Source organism: Pseudomonas sp. CVAP#3, assembly GCF_018986375.1.
GTDB lineage: Bacteria > Pseudomonadota > Gammaproteobacteria > Pseudomonadales > Pseudomonadaceae > Aquipseudomonas > Aquipseudomonas helvetica.
Window position 1 is genome coordinate 305,248 of record NZ_JAHMSC010000001.1, and the last position, 19,600, is coordinate 324,847.

The following is a 19,600-nucleotide window of genomic DNA, read 5'->3' on the forward strand; positions in this document are numbered from 1 at the left end:
TTGTTAGAGGTATAAACATGTCCACTACCCTGTTCAGCCTGGCCTTTGGTGTCGGCACTCAAAACCGTCAAGGTGCATGGCTGGAAGTGTTTTATGCAGCCCCGGTTCTCAAGCCATCGGCTGAGCTGGTCGCCGCTATCGCGCCGATTCTGGGCTACACCGAAGGCAATCAGGCTATCGCTTTCACTACCGCCCAGGCCGCGCAACTGGCTGAAGCCCTGAAAGGTGTCGATTCTGCTCAAGCGGCGCTGCTGACCCGCCTGGCCGAAAGCCACAAGCCGCTGGTCGCCACCCTGCTGGCTGAAGACGCACAACTGAGCTCCACCCCTGAGGCCTACCTGAAGCTGCATCTGCTGTCCCATCGCCTGGTCAAGCCACACGGCCTGAACCTGGCCGGGATCTTCCCGTTGCTGCCGAACGTGGCCTGGACCAGCCAGGGCGCAATCGACCTGAACGAACTGGCCGAGCATCAACTCGAAGCGCGCCTGCGTGGCGAGCTGCTGGAAGTGTTCTCGGTCGACAAGTTCCCGAAAATGACCGATTACGTTGTTCCGGCTGGCGTGCGTATCGCTGACGCCGCGCGGATCCGTCTGGGCGCCTACGTGGGTGAAGGCACCACCGTGATGCACGAAGGTTTCGTCAACTTCAACGCCGGCACCGAAGGCCCGGGCATGATCGAAGGTCGCGTCTCTGCGGGCGTGTTCGTCGGCAAGGGTTCTGACCTGGGCGGCGGCTGCTCGACCATGGGCACCCTGTCGGGCGGCGGCAACATCGTGATCAAGGTTGGCGAAGGCTGCCTGATCGGCGCCAACGCCGGTATCGGTATTCCATTGGGCGATCGCAACACCGTTGAGTCGGGCCTATACGTGACCGCTGGCACCAAAGTGGCCCTGCTGGACGAGAACAACAAACTGGTCAAAGTGCTCAAGGCCCGCGAACTGGCTGGCCAGCCTGACCTGTTGTTCCGCCGTAATTCGGAGACCGGTGCCGTGGAATGCAAAACCCACAAATCGGCCATCGAACTGAACGAAGCGCTGCACGCTCACAACTAAGTGCCGCAGGCACCTGTGGGAGCGAGTTTGCTCGCGAAGCTTTTGGCGACCTCTAGGACGCCTTCGCGAGCAAGCTCGCTCCCACAGGGTCTGGCCTACACCCGCCCCATGTTCACAGGGCCGAACATATGATGATTCCTTCGCCCTGGCGCGCCGATTTTCCGGCCATCGCCGCTCTGCAACGGCAAGACCAGACCTATCTGGACAACGCCGCCACCACCCAGAAACCCCAAGCCCTGCTCGACGCGCTGGCGCATTACTACGCCAACGGCGCGGCCAACGTCCATCGTGCGCAACATCTGCCCGGCGCCCACGCCACGCAGGCATTCGAAGGCAGCCGCAGCAAAGTCGCGCACTGGCTCAATGCCGGCAACAGCGGGCAAATCATCTTTACCCACGGCGCAACCTCTGCGCTGAACCTCCTGGCCTACGGCCTGGAACACCTTTTCAATCCGGGCGATGAGGTTGTCATCAGCGCTCTGGAACACCACGCCAACCTGTTGCCGTGGCAGCAATTGGCGCACCGTCGCGAGCTAAAACTGGTGGTGTTGCCGCTGGACGCAGACGGTCTGATCGATCTCGACGCCGCCACCCGGTTGATCGGCCCACGCACGCGGTTGCTGGCGGTCAGCCAGTTGTCCAACGTGCTCGGCGCCTGGCAACCGTTAGCGCCGTTGCTGGCGCTGGCCAAGGCGCAGAACGCCTTGACCGTGGTCGATGGCGCCCAAGGCGTAGTCCATGGCCGCCATGACGTGCAGGCACTGGGTTGCGACTTTTACGTTTTTTCCAGCCACAAACTCTATGGCCCGGACGGTCTTGGCGTGTTGTATGGTCGCAACGAAGCCTTGCAACAGCTGCGCCCATGGCAGTTCGGCGGCGAGATGGTGCTGGACGCCAACTACCACGACGCACGTTTCCGCCCCGCCCCGCTGGGCTTTGAAGCCGGCACACCGCCGATTGCCAGCGTAATTGGCCTGGGTGCGACTCTCGATTACCTCGCCGGTCTGGACCAGGATGCCGTGTGCGCCCACGAAGCCGCGCTGCATGATTACCTGTTGAAGGGTTTGCAGGCGCGCAATGGCATTCGCCTGCTGGGCAAACCGCAACTGGCACTGGCCAGTTTTGTCGTCGAAGGCGTGCACAACGCCGATTTGGCGCATCTGCTCACCGAACAGGGCATCGCTGTACGTGCCGGACACCATTGCGCCATGCCGTTGATGAAGAGCTTCGAGCTGGCGGGGGCGATTCGGGTTTCGTTGGCGCTGTACAACGATTCGGAAGACCTTGAGCGCTTTTTTGAAGCCCTTGATCAAGCGCTGGAGTTGTTGCGATGAGCCTGCCGGCGGATGCCATTACGGCACTCGAAACCTTTCAGGCCGCCGCGGGCTGGGAACAACGCGCTCGTTTGCTGATGCAGTGGGGCGAACGGCTTCCGGCGTTGAGCGATGCAGACAAGACCGAGGCCAATCGCGTACACGGCTGCGAAAGTCAGGTGTGGCTGGTGGGCGCGTTGCAAGACGGTCATTGGCAGTTTGCTGCCAGCAGCGATGCACGGTTGATTCGCGGGTTGGTGGCACTGCTGCTGGCGCGGGTCAACGGCTTGACCGCCGCCGAGTTGCAACAGGTGGATTTGCCGGATTGGTTCAATCAACTGGGGTTATCGCGACAACTGTCGTCGTCGCGCAGCAATGGCCTCAATGCCGTGTTACAGCAAATGCGCGAACTGTCCACCTGACACCAGTGGCGAGGGAGCTTGCTCCCGTTCGGCTGCGCAGCAGTCGTAAATCGATGAATACGGTGTGCCTGACAACCTGCGGCGCTCGATTTTTGGGCCGCTTCGCGACCCAGCGGGAGCAAGCTCCCTCGCCACAACGGCAGGATTATTGCGCTGGTTTGATCTTGTCCGCCGGGCGCCGCACACCCGCCACAATCTTATCCACAGCCTTGGTCGCGGCGACCATGCCAAAAGTCGCGGTCACCATCATCACCGCGCCGAAACCGCCGGCGCAGTCGAGCTTCACGCCATCGCCGACAAAGCTCTTCTGCAAACAAATGCTGCCATCGGGTTTCGGATAGCGCAGTTGCTCGGTGGAGAATACGCACGGCACGCTGTAGTGACGGGTCACGGTGCGCGAAAAACCATAATCGCGACGCAACGTGGAGCGCACTTTCGAGGCCAGCGGGTCGTTGAAGGTACGGTTCAGGTCACAGACCTGGATCAGCGTCGGATCGATCTGCCCGCCCGCACCGCCCGTGGTAATGATCTGGATCTTGCGACGTTTGCACCAGGCGATCAGCGCAGCCTTGGCGTTGACGCTGTCGATGCAGTCGATCACGCAGTCGATATTTGGCGTGATGTACTCGGCCATGGTCTCGCGGGTGACGAAATCCGCCACCGCGTGCACGGTGCATTCCGGGTTGATCCCGCGCAAGCGCTCGGCCATCACCTCGACCTTGGGTTTGCCGACGGTGCTGTCCAGTGCATGCAACTGACGATTGGCGTTGCTGACGCACACGTCATCAAGGTCGAACAGCGAGATTTCGCCGACACCGCAACGGGCCATGGCTTCCGCCGCCCAGGAACCGACGCCACCGACGCCAACAATCGCCACATGGGCCGCGCGCAAACGCGCAAGGCCATCGATGCCATACAAGCGGGCAATGCCAGCAAACCGCGGATCTTCTGTACTCATGACCACTACCCTAAAAACCGGCGCGCATTATAGGGCCGATGCGTGCCAAGAACATCTTTGCGCTATAAACGGCAGCGGGTCGTGCTTTATTTGTGCCGGCATATGTACATTTTTTGTCACACAAAAGAACTTAAGCGAAGATGGCTTGCCCAATGTCCGGCTTTTTTCTGTCTGCTGTACGCTCAGTTGAAGGCCAGTGTAGGATGCGCGCCGATTGGCGCGTGCCAACCGTCCCCTCGTTCCACACCTTTTGGAACCCGATATAGCTATGTCATCGCGTAAATTTGGACTCAATCTGGTGGTAGTGCTGGCGATTGCCGCGCTGTTCACCGGTTTCTGGGCGCTGATCAACCGCCCCGTCACGACCCCCAACTGGCCTGAGCAGATCTCCGGTTTTTCTTACTCGCCGTTCCAACAAGGCCAGTTCCCACAGAAAAACCAGTTCCCGTCCGACGATGAAATGCGTCGCGACCTGGAGATCATGAGCAAGCTGACCGACAACATTCGGACCTACTCCGTCGACGGTACGCTTGCGGACATCCCGAAGCTGGCGGAAGAATTCGGCCTGCGCGTAACGCTCGGGATCTGGATCAGCCCCGATCTTGAGCGCAACGAGCGCGAGATCCAGCGCGCCATTGAGCTGGCCAACAGCTCGCGCAGCGTCGTACGCGTGGTGGTCGGTAACGAAGCGATCTTCCGTAAGGAAATCACCGCCGAGCAATTGAGCGTGATCCTCGATCGCGTGCGCGCAGCGGTAAAGGTCCCGGTGACCACGTCCGAGCAGTGGCACGTCTGGGAAGAAAACCCGATGCTGGCCAAGCACGTCGACCTGATCGCGGCTCACATCCTGCCTTACTGGGAATTCATTCCGGTGGACCAGGCCGGCCAGTTTGTTCTGGACCGTGCCCGCGACCTGAAAAAACTCTTCCCGAAAAAACCACTGCTGCTGTCCGAAGTGGGCTGGCCGAGCAATGGCCGCATGCGCGGTGGTGCTGACGCAACCCCGGCAGACCAGGCGATTTACCTGCGTACGCTGGTGAACAAACTCAACCGCCAGGGCTTCAACTACTTCGTGATCGAAGCATTTGACCAGCCATGGAAAGCCAGCGACGAAGGTTCGGTAGGCGCCTATTGGGGCGTGTTCAACGCTGCACGTCAGCAGAAATTCAACTTCGAAGGCCCGGTCGTCGCGATCCCGCAATGGCGAGTACTGGCGGTCGGCTCCGTGGTCCTGGCGTTGTTGTCCCTGACGCTGCTGATGATCGACGGCTCGGCCCTGCGCCAGCGCGGTCGGACCTTCCTGACCTTCACCGCGTTCCTCGGCGGTTCGGCACTGGTGTGGATCGGTTACGACTACAGCCAGCAATACAGCACCTGGTTCAGCCTGACGGTGGGCTTCCTGCTCGCCCTCGGTGCGCTCGGGGTATTTATCGTATTGCTGACCGAAGCCCACGAACTGGCCGAGACCGTCTGGACCCACAAACGCCGGCGTGAATTCCTGCCGGTGGTGGGTGATTCGGACTACCGCCCGAAAGTGTCGATTCACGTGCCGTGCTACAACGAGCCGCCGGAGATGGTCAAACAGACCCTCAACGCCTTGGCCAACCTCGACTATCCGGACTTCGAAGTCCTGATCATCGACAACAACACCAAGGACCCGGCCGTCTGGGAACCGGTGCAGGCCTATTGCGAAACCCTCGGCCCGCGCTTCAAGTTCTTCCACGTCTCGCCATTGGCCGGGTTCAAGGGCGGCGCGCTGAACTACCTGATCCCGCACACCGCCAAAGATGCCGAAGTCATCGCGGTGATCGACTCGGACTACTGCGTCGACCCGAACTGGCTCAAGCACATGGTGCCGCACTTCGCCGATCCGAAAATCGCCGTGGTGCAGTCGCCACAGGATTATCGCGACCAGAACGAAAGCACCTTCAAGAAGCTCTGCTACGCGGAATACAAAGGCTTCTTCCACATCGGCATGGTGACCCGCAACGACCGTGACGCGATCATCCAGCACGGCACCATGACCATGACCCGCCGTTCGGTGCTCGAAGAGCTCGGCTGGGCCGACTGGTGCATCTGCGAAGACGCCGAGTTGGGTCTGCGGGTGTTCGAAAAAGGCCTGTCGGCGGCGTACTACCACAACAGCTATGGCAAGGGCCTGATGCCCGATACCTTTATCGACTTCAAGAAGCAGCGTTTCCGCTGGGCCTACGGAGCGATTCAGATCATCAAGCGGCACACCGCCAGCCTGTTGCGTGGCAAGGACACCGAGCTGACCCGTGGTCAGCGTTACCACTTCCTCGCGGGCTGGTTGCCGTGGGTCGCGGATGGCATGAACATCTTCTTCACCGTCGGCGCCCTGCTCTGGTCGGCGGCGATGATCATCGTGCCGCAACGGGTCGATCCGCCGCTGCTGATCTTCGCAATCCCGCCTTTGGCGCTGTTCGTGTTCAAGGTCGGCAAGATCATCTTCCTCTACCGCCGTGCGGTCGGGGTCAACCTGAAGGACGCATTCTGCGCGGCATTGGCCGGCCTGGCGTTGTCGCACACCATCGCCAAAGCGGTGCTGTACGGCTTCTTCACCAGCAGCATTCCGTTTTTCCGCACCCCGAAAAATGCCGATAATCACGGCTTCTGGGTAGCGATTTCGGAAGCGCGCGAAGAGCTGTTCATCATGCTGCTGTTGTGGGGTGCGGCGCTGGGGATTTACCTGGTGCAGGGTATCCCGAGCAACGACATGCGCTTCTGGGTGACCATGTTGCTGGTGCAGTCGCTGCCGTATCTGGCTGCGCTGATCATGGCCTTCCTGTCTTCGCTGCCAAAACCAACGCCTGCAACCGAGCCGGCACCGGCCGCTTAAATCTGCGCAAACCACTAAACGGCGGCCTCTGGCCGCCGTTTTGCTTTAAGATATCTGCCATTTTGCAGGGCTTGGCCCCAAAGGCCTGACCCAATACCTGTGAGAGCGAGCTGGCTCGCGATGGGGTTTGTCATACAAACCGTGTCATCGTTCATCGCGAGCAAGCTCGCTCCCACATTGACAGTCTCCGGAGCTTCCCATGACGGCCCACGCCGACCTTTCGCCGACCCTCCAACTCGCCATCGACCTGATCCGTCGTCCGTCCGTGACGCCGGTCGACGCCGATTGCCAGAAGCAGATGATGCAGCGCCTGGGCGATGCCGGTTTTGCGCTTGAGCCGATGCGCATCGAAGATGTGGATAACTTCTGGGCCACCCACGGCAAACACGAAGGCCCGGTGTTGTGCTTCGCCGGTCACACCGACGTGGTGCCGACCGGTCCGGTGCAGGCCTGGCAGATCGATCCGTTCGACGCCGTGATCGACGAACACGGCATGCTCTGCGGCCGTGGCGCGGCGGACATGAAAGGCAGCCTGGCCTCCATGACCGTGGCGGCCGAACGTTTTGTCGCCGACTACCCGGACCACAAGGGCAAGGTTGCGTTTCTGATCACCAGCGACGAAGAAGGCCCGGCGCATCACGGCACCAAGGCTGTGATCGAACGCCTCGTGGCGCGTAAGGAACGTCTGGACTGGTGCATCGTCGGCGAACCGTCGAGCACCACCCTGGTCGGTGACGTGGTCAAGAACGGTCGTCGCGGTTCCCTCGGCGCCAAGCTCACCGTGCGCGGCGTGCAAGGTCACGTGGCCTACCCGCACCTGGCGAAGAACCCGATCCACCTCGCCGCCCCGGCCCTGGCCGAACTGGCCGCCGAGCACTGGGATCACGGCAACGACTTCTTCCCGCCGACCAGTTTCCAGATTTCCAACGTCAACTCCGGCACCGGCGCGACCAACGTCATTCCCGGTGATCTGGTGGCGGTGTTCAACTTCCGCTTCTCCACCGAATCGACCGTCGAAGGCCTGCAACAGCGGGTGGCCGACATCCTCGACAAACATGGCCTGGACTGGCACATCGACTGGGCGCTGTCCGGCCTGCCGTTCCTCACCGAGCCGGGCGCCCTGCTCGATGCGGTGTCGGCAAGCATCAAGACCATCACCGGACGCGAAACCAAGGCGTCCACCAGCGGTGGTACTTCGGACGGGCGCTTCATCGCCACCATGGGTACGCAAGTAGTCGAGCTTGGCCCGGTCAACGCGACGATCCATCAGGTGAACGAGCGTGTACTGGCCAGCGACCTCGATCTGCTGACCGAAATCTACTACCAGACCCTGATCAAGTTGCTCGCCTGATGCTTGCCTGTCCTATCTGCAGCGCGCCGCTGAACGCGGTCGACAACGGCGTCGCGTGCCCGGCCGGGCATCGCTTCGACCGCGCCCGCCAGGGTTACCTGAACCTGCTGCCGGTGCAGCACAAGAACAGCCGTGACCCAGGCGACAACCAGGCGATGGTCGAAGCCCGTCGCGACTTCTTGAACGCCGGGCACTACGCGCCGGTGGCCAAGCGTCTCGCCGAGCTGGCTGCTGAACGTGCGCCACAGCGCTGGCTGGACATCGGTTGTGGCGAGGGTTACTACACCGCGCAAATCGCTGACGCCCTGCCAAACGCCGATGGCTACGCGCTGGATATCTCCCGCGAAGCGGTCAAGCGCGCCTGCAAACGCAATCCGCAGCTGACCTGGTTGATCGCCAGCATGGCCCGGGTGCCATTGGCCGATGCCAGCTGCCAGTTTCTCGCCAGTGTGTTCAGCCCGCTCGACTGGCTGGAAGCCAAACGCCTGCTCAGCCCGGGTGGCGGCTTGATGAAAGTAGGGCCGACCAGCGGCCATTTGATGGAACTGCGTGAGCGTCTGTACGACGAAGTGCGCGAATACACCGATGACAAGCACCTGGCGCTGGTGCCGGAAGGCATGACGCTGCAACACAGCGAAATCCTCGAATTCAAGCTGAACCTGGTCAGCGGCCAGGACCGCGCCAACCTGCTGGCCATGACGCCTCACGGCTGGCGCGCGAGTGCCGAACGCCGGGCGGCCGTCATCGAACAGGCCGAGCCGTTCGAGGTCAGTGTGTCGATGCGCTACGATTATTTCGTTTTGCAGTGATTTGAGAGTAACCCTTAAACTTTTGGTCTTGAGCAATGGCTTGAGACCGGCTAAATCCGCGAATGGATTTTTCGAAACCCGCAGTGAGGAACATCCATGCGCCAACCCGATATCGAGATTTACCTGAAAGACGCCGACGTCGACTACAAGGCCATCGCCACCTGGCTCGGCGCGGCGCTGGGCCCTTGCACCGACTGGGTTCAGAAAGGTCAGACCTACAAGTGCAAGGCCGGCAACGTGCCTGTGACCTGGCTGCCAAAAGCCGTGGGCAAGTGGAACAGCCTGTACCTGGAAAGCGACCAGACGCCGTGGGACGACGATATCGCCTGCGCCCGCGCCGCCTTTGCCGCGCTGAACGTCGAAGTGCGCTGCGCGCCAGGGACCTGGGTCGAGGAAGAAGGTGAAGAGACGGCGGATCGCTGGATTCGGATCAGCGTCGACGGTGAAGAAGAGATCACCTGGAAAACCGCTTAACCCTGCTGGACAACCTTGTGGCGAGGGGGCTTGCCCCCGTTCGACTGCGCAGCAGTCGTAAAACCAGCGAACGCGTACTTCCTGAAACACTGCGTTTGCTGAATTTGGGGCCGCTTCGCGACCCAACGCGGGCAAGCCCGCTCGCCACAGGGAATGATGGTGATTTCGCAGTCCGTGGGTTACAGGCCGACTACATCCTCAGCCTGCAAGCCTTTCTGCCCATCGACCACGGCGTATTCAACCTGCTGGCCCTCGGCCAACGAGCGGTGGCCTTCGCCACGGATCGCGCGGTAATGCACGAACACGTCTGCCCCGTCCTCACGCTGAATGAAGCCGTAGCCCTTGGCGTCGTTGAACCACTTCACGTTGCCGGTCTCGCGCGTTGCCATCAATCAATCCCCCTATTTTTATTATTGGTCGGCGTGCTCATGAACACGCCTTGAGAACGTTTGCCAGCGCTCGGTTGACTGTAAGAAACAGCGCCGATAGTGGCAAACGACTGGCCGAGTATATGACAGTCGTAAAAACTCTCAACTCAAGATTACTTCGGCGCTTTTTTGCCGATTTTCGACGAATACGGCACACTACCGACCCCGAGCGCTTGCTCGGTTTTTTCAACTAAAGCAGAAGCCGTATGACCCGCTCCCCGTTCCGCCGTCTGGTGTTTGGCGCCTTGCGCCGACTGTTGTACCTCTGGGTTCGCTCGGAGACGATCAATCAGTCGTCCTTCACCCTCAACCTCGACCGCAGTCGTCCGGTGTTCTACGTCCTGCAAAATCCTTCGCTGACTGATCTTGCCGTGGTCGATACCGAATGCAGCAAGGCCGGACTGCCGCGTCCGGTGCTGCCGACATCAGTGGGTAACCTGCTGGAGCCCGCCGCGTTTTTCTACCTGACGCCTGAGCCCGACTGGCTCGGTCGCCAGGACAAGCGCGGCGCACCGCCCACCCTGACCCGGCTGGTCAGCGCCCTGAGCCAGAATGGCGCCGAAGACGCGCAGATCATCCCGGTCAGCGTGTTCTGGGGCCAGTCGCCGGACAGCGAATCGAGCCCGTGGAAATTGCTCTTCGCTGATAGCTGGGCGGTGACCGGACGTCTGCGCCGACTGCTGAGCATCATGATCCTGGGGCGCAAGACCCGCGTGCAATTCTCCGCGCCGATCCACCTGCGCGAGCTGATCGAGCACAACAAGGGCCATGAACGCACCGTGCGCATGGCCCAACGCATTTTGCGGGTGCACTTTCGCAACCTCAAAGCCGCAGTCATCGGCCCGGACATTTCCCACCGTCGCAACCTGGTCAAAGGCCTGCTGAATCAGCCATTGGTCAAACAGGCGATCCTCGACGAAGCCGAGCGCGAAAACATTTCACCCGAGAAAGCCAAGGCGCAAGCCCTGCGTTACGGCAACGAAATTGCCTCGGACTACACCTACACCGCGATCCGTTTTCTGGAAGTGGTGCTGAGCTGGTTCTGGAACAAGATCTACGACGGGATCAAGGTCAACCACATCGAAGGCGTGCAGAAAGTAGCCCAAGGTCACGAAGTGATCTACGTGCCGTGCCATCGCAGCCACATCGATTACCTGCTGCTCTCCTACCTGCTGTTTCGCAACGGCCTGACCCCACCGCACGTCGCTGCCGGGATCAACCTCAACATGCCGGTGATCGGCAGCCTGCTGCGGCGCGGCGGGGCGTTCTTCATGCGCCGCACCTTCAAGGGCAATCCGCTCTACACCTCGGTGTTCAACGAATACCTGCACACGCTGTTCACCAAAGGCTTCCCGGTGGAGTACTTCGTCGAGGGCGGCCGTTCGCGCACCGGGCGCATGCTGCAACCGAAAACCGGGATGCTGGCGATCACCCTGCGCAGCTACCTGCGCTCGTCGCGCATGCCGATCGTCTTCATCCCGGTGTACATCGGTTACGAGCGGGTGCTCGAAGGCCGGACTTACCTCGGCGAACTGCGTGGCGCGAGCAAGAAGAAAGAGTCGATCTTCGACATCTTCAAAGTCATCGGCGCGCTCAAGCAGCGCTTCGGCCAGGTGGCGGTGAACTTCGGCGAGCCGATCAAACTGGCGGAGTTCCTCGACAGCGAACAACCGGATTGGCGCACCCAGGAGCTTGGCCCACAGTTCAAGCCAGCCTGGCTCAACGCAACCACCAACCGCCTCGGCGAGCGCGTGGCGCGGCACTTGAACGAAGCGGCCGCGATCAACCCGGTGAATCTGGTGGCGCTGGCCCTGCTCTCCACCAGCCGTCTGGCGCTGGATGACCGCGCCATGGCGCGGGTACTCGATTTGTATCTGGCGTTGCTGCGCAAAGTGCCTTACTCGCCACACACCACGCTGCCGGAAGGTGACGGCCGGGCGCTGATCGAACACGTCAAGGACATGGACTTGCTCTCTGAGCAAAGCGATGCGCTGGGCAAGATTCTTTATCTGGACGAGCAAAACGCCGTCCTGATGACCTACTACCGCAACAACGTGCTGCACATTTTCGCCCTGCCGGCGTTGCTCGCGAGCTTCTTCCAGAGCGCCTCGCGCATGAGCCGCGAACAAATCCTGCGCTACGCGCGCGCGCTGTATCCGTACCTGCAATCGGAGTTGTTCATTCGCTGGTCGCTGGACGAACTGGATGCGGTGATCGATCAATGGCTTGAGGCCTTTGTCGAACAGGGCCTGCTGCGCTTCGAGAACAACGTGTACTTGCGCCCGGCACCAAGCTCCCGGCATTTCGTGTTGCTGACCTTGCTGTCCAAGAGCATCGCGCAGACCTTGCAGCGCTTCTACATGACCGTTTCCCTGTTGCTCAACAGCGGCCAGAACACCCTCACCGCCGAAGAACTGGAAGACCTGTGCACGGTCATGGCCCAGCGCCTGTCGATCCTGCATGGTTTGAATGCCCCGGAGTTCTTCGACAAGAGCCTGTTCCGCCACTTCATCCAGACCTTGCTGAACCTCGACGTGCTCAAGCGCGACGAAGCCGGCAAGCTGAGCCACCACGAACTGCTCGGCGAACTGGCCGAGGGCGCGGCCAAACGCGTGCTGCCGGCGGAGATTCGTTTGTCGATCCGCCAGGTGGCACTGCATCGCAGTGAAGATGCGGCGGATCAACCCGCACCTGCGCTGCAAACCGACTAAATGATTTAAAGCCGTCCGCGGTCCGTTAATTGCTTTTATCGAACAAGGAAACTGCCATGCTCCGCTCTACCCTTCGCTTCGCCGGCCTGTGCGCCGGCCTGCTGATCTCCGCCAACGCGCTGGCCCTGTCGCTGGGCAGTCTTTCCCAGGGCGAAGCCTCGGGCGGCCTCAAGGACGCCCTGGCCCAGGGGGCCGTAGCGGCCGTCACCACGCTCGGCAAACCGGGCGGTTTCAGCAACAACCCTGAAGTGAAGATCGAACTGCCGGGCAAACTGGGCAAAGTCGCCAGCAAGATGAAACAGTTCGGCATGGGCGCCCAGGTCGATCAACTGGAAACCAGCATGAACAAGGCAGCGGAAGCGGCCATGCCGCAGGCCCAGGCCCTGCTGGTGGATGCGGTGAAAAAGATGACCGTGACCGATGCCAAGGGCATCCTCACCGGCGGCAAGGATTCGGCCACCCAATACCTGGACAAGACCAGCCGCGAACAAATCCGCGCCAAGTTCCTGCCGATCGTCAAACAAGCCACCGACCAGGTGGGCCTGGCCAAGCAGTACAACTCGTTCGCCAGCCAGGCGGCAACCTTCGGTGTGCTCGATGCCAAGAGTGCCAACGTTGAAGGCTACGTGACGGAAAAGGCCCTGGACGGCCTGTTCAAGATGATCGCCCAGAAGGAAGAAGGCATCCGCGCCAACCCGGCGGAAGCCGCGACCAGCCTGGCGAAGAAAGTCTTCGGCTTGCTGTAACCCCGCCCCCCCGAAACGGCTCGATCGTTCCCACACGGGAACGATCAACCTCCCCCCCTACGGTTGCGGGGGCATGGTGTTTAATTGCACGTCGACTGCGTTCATCACAAGCCACAGCGTCTTGCGTTGCGCCCTACACCTACGCCAGAATCCGCCGGCTTGTGCGCTTGAGCACTGGGCTCTATCGTCTCCGGGTCGCTGAAAATCAGCGATCGGGTTTGGTAGCCCGGTGGTACTAGGCGCAAAGCGTCACTTCTGCGGAGCCATATTTTGGCCTCTGCTAAATGGTGGCCGTGCGCAGGGCGCCTTCGGGTGCGCCGGGTTCCTAGTACACCGGTCTACCAACCTGCGTATGGCCGCCACCCTAATCGTTTGGTAGCGATGGTGTCGGCTCCTTACTTACGTACTAGGAGTTTCATCATGTTCAAGCCCACACCCAATCCCCCCGAAGCCGACGCCGAAAGCGTCTCCCCCTACGCGTCCCTCGACTCGAAAGAACTCCACGCCGCCGCCCACCGGGCACTCGATCATTACCTGCTGTTACCTGAAACCAAGAAACTACTGACCGACCGCCGCCCCAGCTGCATCTTCGTCATCGCCCCAGAGGTCGACAGCGAAACCCTGCTGGCCCACGCCTGCGAAACCCTGGCCTCGGCCAATGTCATGGCCAGCGACCTGGCGTTTGAACTCGACGGCCCCAAGCGCAACAGCGCACTGGCGATTCAGCAGATGGTCGCCCTGGCGGAACTGGCGCTAAACCGCGCGCTGGATAACATTGATCAGCCAGAGACTTAACACCACCACCGCGTAGGAGCTGCCGCAGGCTGCGATCTTTTGATGTTTAGATCGCAGCCTACGACCAGTCTGTTTTGATGTGTGATGACTCGCGCAAAAAGAACACCCACTCACGGCCCATCTTTTTCTTCTCGAACAGCTTCAACTCAACCAAACCGTTCAAGGTCGTGGCCGCCGTGTTGTAGGAGCAGTTCAGGTTTTCCTTCACATTGACCGCGGTGAACTCCTTGGCCCTGCCGCTCTTGGCAATCTGAAACAGCGTGCGCTGCTTCTCGGTCAACTGCTCGAAAAGCCCGGATTCCTCCAGCCAGCGATCAAAACCTTCGGCATCAACCAGGCTCTTTTGATAAGCCGCCGTGAACCCGGTCACGGCCCGCAAAATCACCGAACACTGGTAATCGATGAAATACGTCAGGTCCAGCCCGTCACTCTCGGTATGCACATAAGACCGACCGTACTTCACCGGTGCATTGCGCAGCAGAATGCTGATCGCGATGTAGCGAAATGCCGAGAAGTCATTCTTGAACATGAACCAGTAAAACAACGCCCGCGCTACCCGGCCATTGCCATCGCGAAACGGATGCTCGTAACCCAGGGCAAAATGCAGGGCGATGGCCTTGATCATCGGGTGCACGTAATCAACGCGTAGAGGGTCGTCGTGGGGCTGGTTGATCCAAGTCGCCAATCCATCGAGCCGAGCGCTGATGCCCGTGGCTGGCGGCGGTGTATGAACGGTATTGCCTTCACCATCCTGTACCACGACCTGATCATTGCTGCGAAAAAGTCCCGGCGAATACAGCGCGTCATCAATGCCTTCGACGCCGACACGATGCAGTTGCCGGATCAGCTCGACACTCAATGGCTCGTGACGCTTCTCCCAGGCGAAGATCATCATTTTGTAGTTGCCGATGACCATTCGCTCGTCCGGGGTACGCGGCAGGCGATTGCGCTTGAGCATGTCCTTGGCCACCAGCGTGGTGGTCGCGGCGCCCTCAAGCTGACTGCTGCTGATCGCTTCGTCTTCGATCAGGTCATTGAGCAGGTAACTGAAATGCGCCGTCTCACCAATATGATGAGTCATGTATTCCAGCGCGGCAGTCGTTGCCTGACGATCAACCGTCGACAGGGTTTTCTGCGCCAGCGGTGTCAGAACGAACTGGCCCCATTGGCTCGGCTCGCCCAGCGGCAACAAACGCACGTATTGCGCCACGCGGGCCTTTTTCACCAAGGCCCAGCACAAAGTCGGATCAAGACCGGGCGGCCAGCGAAAACGCAGATCATCGAACGGCAAGTAACGCCCCTGATCATCCAGCGGCTTGAGCAGTGCCAGATAGTCGACCAGCTTTTCCTTGTGAGGCGATTGGCCGAGTGCGTCGAAAAGACTCGGGTCTAGGGCTGGAGGGCTTTTTATCATCGCTGTCTCAAAAACTCGTAAAACTGAGTTATGAGTACAACACAGAAGCAGTCTTGTCTCAATTTTTCAAAAAATTGAGACAAGGCACTGCCGGGATCAGACTGGTTCTTTCTTGACCCTGAACCACGCCGCATACAGCGCTGGCAGGAACAGCAAGGTCAGCGCCGTCGCGACGATCAAGCCACCCATGATCGCTACCGCCATCGGGCCGAAGAACACGCTGCGTGACAACGGAATCATCGCCAGCACGGCGGCCAGTGCGGTCAGCACGATAGGCCGGAAACGTCGTACCGTGGCTTCGATGATCGCTTGCCAGGGTTTGAGCCCGGCGAGGATGTCCTGTTCGATCTGGTCAACCAGGATCACCGAGTTACGCATGATCATCCCCGACAGCGCGATGGTCCCGAGCATGGCCACGAAACCGAACGGCTGACGGAATACCATCAGGAACAAGGTGACACCGATCAATCCCAACGGCGCCGTCAGAAATACCATCGCCGCGCGTGAGAAGCTACGCAGTTGCAGCATCAGCAAGGTCAGCACAACCACGATGAACAACGGCACGCCGGCATTCACCGAATCCTGACCACGGGTCGAGTCTTCTACCGTGCCGCCGACGTCCAGCAAATAGCCGTCAGGCAATTCGGCGCGAATCGGCTCCAGTGTCGGAAGGATCTGCTTAACCAGGGTTGCCGGTTGCTCCTTGTCATAGATGTCGGCGCGAATCGTCACGTTCGGCAAGCGGTTGCGGTGCCAGATAATGCCTTCTTCGAAGCCATATTCCAGGGTCGCCACCTGTGACAGCGCGACGCTTTTGCCGTTGTCGGTCGGCACCGCCAGGCTCGACAGCCGCGACAGCTCGGTGCGTTCGTGCAAGGTGCCGCGCAAGAGGATCTCGATCAACTCGTTATCTTCACGGTACTGGCTGACGCTGGAGCCGGTCAGCGAGCTCTGCAAGAACCTCGACAGGTTTGCCGTGCTCACGCCCAAGGCTCGCGCGCGGTCCTGATCGACGTTCAGGTACACCACTTTGCTCGGTTCTTCCCAGTCCAGGTGCACGTTGACCACATGCGGGTTCTCACGCACCTTGGCCGCGACTTTACGTGCCAGCGCGCGGACCTCTTCAATGTGTTCGCCGGTGACCCGGAACTGCACCGGATAACCCACTGGCGGACCGTTTTCCAGGCGCGTGACCCGCGAGCGCAAGGCCGGGAATTGTTCGTTCAGGGTTTCGATCAGCCAGGTGCGCAGGCTTTCGCGCTCCTCGATGGTTTTTGCCAGGACCACAAATTGCGCGAAGCTCGCTGCCGGCAATTGCTGGTCCAGCGGCAGGTAAAAACGCGGCGAACCGGTGCCGACATACGCGACATAGTTGTCGATGCCCGCGCGCTCCTTGAGCATCGCTTCCAGGCGCTTGACCTCCTCGTTGGTGTTGCTCAACGAGGCGCCTTCGGCCAGTTTCAGATCAACCATCAGTTCCAGGCGCCCAGAAGCCGGGAAGAACTGTTGCGGCACAAAACGGAACAGCAGCACCGAAGCCACGAACAGCAGGATGGTCAACGCAATCACGGTTTTGCGGCGGCGCACGCACCACTCCACCAGACGCCGGACGCGTTGATAGAACGGCGTGCCATATGGGTCCGGTTGACCGGCACCGTGTTTGGCAGCGTGAATTTTCGCCAGGTCCGGCAGGAGCTTTTCACCCAGATAAGGCACAAACATCACCGCGGCGACCCACGAGGCCAGCAACGCGATGGTCACCACCTGGAAGATCGAGCGGGTGTATTCACCGGTGCCGGATTGCGCGGTGGCAATCGGCAGGAAACCGGCCGCGGTAATCAACGTCCCGGTGAGCATCGGGAATGCGGTGCTGGTCCAGGCAAAGCTGGCAGCCTTGAGCCGGTCGTAGCCCTGCTCCATTTTGATCGCCATCATTTCCACGGCGATGATTGCGTCGTCCACCAGCAATCCCAAAGCCAGCACCAACGCGCCGAGAGAGATCTTGTGCAGGCCGATTCCGAGGTAATACATGCAGGCAAACGTCATCGCCAACACCAGCGGAATCGCCAGGGCAACCACCATGCCGGTGCGCACACCGAGGGAGAAGAAGCTCACCAGCAAGACGATCGCCAGCGCTTCTACCAGCACCTGGACGAACTCGCCGACGCTGGATTTCACCGCGGCAGGCTGATCGGAGACCTTGCGCAGTTGCATGCCGGCCGGCAGGTTGTTCTGGATACGCTCGAATTCCAGCTCCAGCGCCTTGCCGAGCACCAGAATGTCGCCGCCCTCCTTCATCGCCACGGCCAGACCGATTGCGTCCTCACCCATGAAGCGCATGCGCGGTGCCGGTGGATCGTTGAAGCCACGGTGCACATCAGCCACATCGCCGATACGGAAGGTCCGGTCGCCGACACGGATCGGAAAACTCCTGATCTGGTCGACCGTCTGGAAATTGCCCGTCACCCGCAGCTGCAAACGCTCGCTGGAGGTTTCGAAGAATCCGGCGTTGGACATTGCGTTCTGTTCTTCCAGCGCTTGCTGCACCGTGGCCAACGGCAATCCCAGGGTGGCGAGTTTGACGTTGGACAGTTCAATCCAGATCTTCTCGTCCTGCAGCCCGAGCAAGTCGACCTTGCCCACATCCTTGACCCGTTGCAGCTGGATCTGGATACGGTCGGCGTAATCCTTCAGCACCGCGTAATCGAAACCCTCGCCGGTCAGCGCATAGATATTGCCGAAGGTGGTGCCGAATTCATCGTTGAAGAACGGTCCCTGGATCCCCGGCGGCAAGGTCTGGCGGATGTCGCTGATCTTCTTGCGCACCTGATACCAGAGGTCGGGGATCTGCACCGAATGCATCGAGTCCCGGGCCATGAAGGTCACCTGGGATTCACCCGGGCGAGAAAACGAGACAATCCGCTCGTACTCACCGGTTTCCATCAGCTTCTTTTCAATGCGCTCGGTCACTTGCCGCGAGACTTCCTGGGCCGTCGCCCCCGGCCAACTGGTCTTGATCACCATGGCCTTGAAGGTGAACGGCGGGTCTTCGCTCTGGCCCAGCTTGGTGTAGGACAACGTGCCGACGACCGCCAGCAAAATCATCAGGAACAGTACGATCTGGCGGTTACGCAGCGCCCATTCGGAAAGGTTGAAACGCATCGGGAATTACTCCTTGACCGCCAGATTGACCACGCGGTTGGAGTGATCCACCGGCCGCACTTGCTGGCCCTCATGGAGCACATGAACGCCAGCGGCTACCACCCAGTCGCTGGGGTTGAGGCCGTCAAGCACCGGCACGGTTTTCTCACCGAAGGCACCGACACGAACCGGGGCCTTTTTCAGGGTGTTATTGGCGCCCACGACCCAGACATACGTCGCGCCGTTTTCTGCGGTGAGCGCCGAGAGCGGCACCGACAGCGGCACCACATCAGCCAGCTGAATGAATACCCGTGCGCTTTGGCCAAGCTCGGCCGGAACCTTGCCAGCGGTGAAGGTGATGCGCGCGGCAAAGGTCCGCGATTTTGGATCGGCGGCCGGCGACAGCTCACGAATACTCCCGGCGAACCGCTGACCTTGCTGGGTCCACAGTTCAACGGTGACCGGCTGACCCACCTTGAAACGGCCGAAGTTTTGTTCCGGCAGACTGATCAGCACTTCACGCTCGCCGTCGGTGGCCAGGGTGAAGACGGTTTGCCCGGCCGCCACCACTTGCCCGACTTCCACGGCGCGCTTGGCCACGACGCCGTCATGCGGCGCGCGTAACACGGCGTAGCTGGCCTGGTTGCTGGCGACGTCGAACTCGGCCTTGATCTGCTTGAGCCGTGCTTCGCCGGAGCGGTAGAGATTTTCAGAATTGTCGTACTGCGAGCGGCTGACCATCTGACGGTCCATCAGGGTCTTGTAGCGATCACGCTCGGCACGCACCAGGTTCAAATTGGCCTCAGCGGCAGCAACCTGCGCGCGAGTCGCTTCCAGTTGCAGGCGTACGTCCTGGGGATCGAGTTCTGCCAGCGGCTGGTTGGCCTTGACTCGCTCACCTTCCTCGACCAGTCGTCGGCTGACTTTGCCGCCAATACGGAAGGCCAGGTCTGGCTCGTAACGCGCGCGAACTTCGCCGGGATAGCTGTCCATCGCCTGCGCGGAAGGCTCTGGCTGAACCACCATGGCCGGACGCACGGTGACTTGCGCCGGCTCTTCATGGCCGCACGCAGACAACAAGAACGCCAGGCTGACTGGCAAGGCATAGCGGAACATGGTGAACGAC

The 19,600-nt window shown here is 60.7% G+C and carries 15 protein-coding genes; 10 read left to right on the forward strand and 5 right to left on the reverse strand.

Going from position 1 to position 19,600, the window contains the following annotated elements:
- Nucleotides 1-17 precede the first annotated feature (17 nt).
- The 3 genes from dapD to KRR23_RS01475 all read left to right on the forward strand — a co-directional run bounded on the left by dapD (nucleotide 18) and on the right by KRR23_RS01475 (nucleotide 2,787).
- Nucleotides 18-1,052 (forward strand): 2,3,4,5-tetrahydropyridine-2,6-dicarboxylate N-succinyltransferase, encoded by a 1,035-nt coding sequence (gene dapD, locus KRR23_RS01465; RefSeq protein WP_216741046.1) that lies wholly within the window; start codon nucleotides 18-20, stop codon nucleotides 1,050-1,052.
- Nucleotides 1,053-1,180: 128 nt separating this feature from the next.
- Entirely contained in the window at nucleotides 1,181-2,386 is a 1,206-nt protein-coding gene (locus KRR23_RS01470) for an aminotransferase class V-fold PLP-dependent enzyme (RefSeq protein ID WP_216741047.1), read from the forward strand.
- A complete protein-coding gene (locus KRR23_RS01475) occupies nucleotides 2,383-2,787 on the forward strand; it encodes a SufE family protein (RefSeq protein ID WP_216741048.1) in 405 nt (134 codons plus the stop codon). The genes KRR23_RS01470 and KRR23_RS01475 overlap by 4 nt, the downstream gene beginning before the upstream one ends.
- 145 nt (nucleotides 2,788-2,932) lie before the next feature.
- Here the strand turns inward: KRR23_RS01475 and tcdA are convergent, their stop codons facing one another.
- Nucleotides 2,933-3,745 (reverse strand): tRNA cyclic N6-threonylcarbamoyladenosine(37) synthase TcdA, encoded by an 813-nt coding sequence (gene tcdA, locus KRR23_RS01480; RefSeq protein ID WP_216741049.1) that lies wholly within the window; start codon nucleotides 3,743-3,745, stop codon nucleotides 2,933-2,935.
- A gap of 268 nt (nucleotides 3,746-4,013) precedes the next feature.
- Between tcdA and KRR23_RS01485 the strand changes: the two genes are divergently transcribed.
- The 4 genes from KRR23_RS01485 (at nucleotide 4,014) to KRR23_RS01500 (ending at nucleotide 9,239) form a co-directional block, all read left to right on the forward strand.
- Entirely contained in the window at nucleotides 4,014-6,605 is a 2,592-nt protein-coding gene (locus KRR23_RS01485) for a glycosyltransferase (protein WP_216741050.1), read from the forward strand.
- A gap of 199 nt (nucleotides 6,606-6,804) precedes the next feature.
- Nucleotides 6,805-7,956, forward strand: coding sequence for a succinyl-diaminopimelate desuccinylase (dapE, locus tag KRR23_RS01490; protein WP_216741051.1), 1,152 nt, complete (start codon nucleotides 6,805-6,807; stop codon nucleotides 7,954-7,956).
- Nucleotides 7,956-8,765, forward strand: a complete 810-nt coding sequence (locus KRR23_RS01495; protein ID WP_216741052.1) for a putative RNA methyltransferase — start codon at nucleotides 7,956-7,958, stop codon at nucleotides 8,763-8,765. Before dapE ends, KRR23_RS01495 begins: the two co-directional genes overlap by 1 nt.
- Nucleotides 8,766-8,861: 96 nt before the next feature.
- Nucleotides 8,862-9,239: a hypothetical protein gene (locus KRR23_RS01500; RefSeq protein ID WP_054595899.1), complete on the forward strand. Its 378-nt coding sequence runs from the start codon at nucleotides 8,862-8,864 to the stop codon at nucleotides 9,237-9,239.
- 179 nt (nucleotides 9,240-9,418) lie between these two features.
- On the opposite strand, the gene KRR23_RS01505 is transcribed toward KRR23_RS01500, so the two are convergent.
- Nucleotides 9,419-9,628 (reverse strand): cold shock domain-containing protein, encoded by a 210-nt coding sequence (locus tag KRR23_RS01505; RefSeq protein WP_054595898.1) that lies wholly within the window; start codon nucleotides 9,626-9,628, stop codon nucleotides 9,419-9,421.
- 245 nt (nucleotides 9,629-9,873) lie between these two features.
- On the opposite strand from KRR23_RS01505, the gene plsB reads away from it, so the two are divergent.
- The 3 genes from plsB to KRR23_RS01520 all read left to right on the forward strand — a co-directional run bounded on the left by plsB (nucleotide 9,874) and on the right by KRR23_RS01520 (nucleotide 13,919).
- Nucleotides 9,874-12,378, forward strand: coding sequence for a glycerol-3-phosphate 1-O-acyltransferase PlsB (plsB, locus tag KRR23_RS01510; RefSeq protein ID WP_216741053.1), 2,505 nt, complete (start codon nucleotides 9,874-9,876; stop codon nucleotides 12,376-12,378).
- A 56-nt stretch (nucleotides 12,379-12,434) separates the two neighbouring features.
- On the forward strand, nucleotides 12,435-13,124 hold the full coding sequence (locus KRR23_RS01515) for a DUF4197 domain-containing protein (protein ID WP_216741054.1): 690 nt from the start codon (nucleotides 12,435-12,437) through the stop codon (nucleotides 13,122-13,124).
- A 420-nt stretch (nucleotides 13,125-13,544) separates the two neighbouring features.
- A complete protein-coding gene (locus KRR23_RS01520) occupies nucleotides 13,545-13,919 on the forward strand; it encodes a DUF6124 family protein (protein WP_216741055.1) in 375 nt (124 codons plus the stop codon).
- 58 nt (nucleotides 13,920-13,977) lie between these two features.
- Here the strand turns inward: KRR23_RS01520 and KRR23_RS01525 are convergent, their stop codons facing one another.
- From KRR23_RS01525 to KRR23_RS01535, 3 genes are all read right to left on the reverse strand, one after another.
- Entirely contained in the window at nucleotides 13,978-15,333 is a 1,356-nt protein-coding gene (locus tag KRR23_RS01525; protein ID WP_216741056.1) for a Fic family protein, read from the reverse strand.
- Between the two features lie 96 nt (nucleotides 15,334-15,429).
- The gene (locus KRR23_RS01530) at nucleotides 15,430-18,495 is read right to left on the reverse strand and encodes an efflux RND transporter permease subunit (protein WP_216741057.1); all 3,066 of its coding nucleotides are present in this window, start codon (nucleotides 18,493-18,495) and stop codon (nucleotides 15,430-15,432) included.
- Between the two features lie 6 nt (nucleotides 18,496-18,501).
- Nucleotides 18,502-19,590, reverse strand: coding sequence for an efflux RND transporter periplasmic adaptor subunit (locus KRR23_RS01535; protein WP_216741058.1), 1,089 nt, complete (start codon nucleotides 19,588-19,590; stop codon nucleotides 18,502-18,504).
- Nucleotides 19,591-19,600 lie beyond the last annotated feature (10 nt).

What these genes read in the sequence shown, in the direction of transcription:
- dapD (WP_216741046.1), top strand. Translation starts at nt 18, where the DNA reads ATGTCCACTACCCTGTTCAGCCTGGCCTTTGGTGTCGGCACTCAAAAC.
- KRR23_RS01470 (WP_216741047.1), top strand. Translation starts at nt 1,181, where the DNA reads ATGATGATTCCTTCGCCCTGGCGCGCCGATTTTCCGGCCATCGCCGCT.
- KRR23_RS01475 (WP_216741048.1), top strand. Translation starts at nt 2,383, where the DNA reads ATGAGCCTGCCGGCGGATGCCATTACGGCACTCGAAACCTTTCAGGCC.
- tcdA (WP_216741049.1), bottom strand. Translation starts at nt 3,745, where the DNA reads ATGAGTACAGAAGATCCGCGGTTTGCTGGCATTGCCCGCTTGTATGGC.
- KRR23_RS01485 (WP_216741050.1), top strand. Translation starts at nt 4,014, where the DNA reads ATGTCATCGCGTAAATTTGGACTCAATCTGGTGGTAGTGCTGGCGATT.
- dapE (WP_216741051.1), top strand. Translation starts at nt 6,805, where the DNA reads ATGACGGCCCACGCCGACCTTTCGCCGACCCTCCAACTCGCCATCGAC.
- KRR23_RS01495 (WP_216741052.1), top strand. Translation starts at nt 7,956, where the DNA reads ATGCTTGCCTGTCCTATCTGCAGCGCGCCGCTGAACGCGGTCGACAAC.
- KRR23_RS01500 (WP_054595899.1), top strand. Translation starts at nt 8,862, where the DNA reads ATGCGCCAACCCGATATCGAGATTTACCTGAAAGACGCCGACGTCGAC.
- KRR23_RS01505 (WP_054595898.1), bottom strand. Translation starts at nt 9,628, where the DNA reads ATGGCAACGCGCGAGACCGGCAACGTGAAGTGGTTCAACGACGCCAAG.
- plsB (WP_216741053.1), top strand. Translation starts at nt 9,874, where the DNA reads ATGACCCGCTCCCCGTTCCGCCGTCTGGTGTTTGGCGCCTTGCGCCGA.
- KRR23_RS01515 (WP_216741054.1), top strand. Translation starts at nt 12,435, where the DNA reads ATGCTCCGCTCTACCCTTCGCTTCGCCGGCCTGTGCGCCGGCCTGCTG.
- KRR23_RS01520 (WP_216741055.1), top strand. Translation starts at nt 13,545, where the DNA reads ATGTTCAAGCCCACACCCAATCCCCCCGAAGCCGACGCCGAAAGCGTC.
- KRR23_RS01525 (WP_216741056.1), bottom strand. Translation starts at nt 15,333, where the DNA reads ATGATAAAAAGCCCTCCAGCCCTAGACCCGAGTCTTTTCGACGCACTC.
- KRR23_RS01530 (WP_216741057.1), bottom strand. Translation starts at nt 18,495, where the DNA reads ATGCGTTTCAACCTTTCCGAATGGGCGCTGCGTAACCGCCAGATCGTA.
- KRR23_RS01535 (WP_216741058.1), bottom strand. Translation starts at nt 19,590, where the DNA reads ATGTTCCGCTATGCCTTGCCAGTCAGCCTGGCGTTCTTGTTGTCTGCG.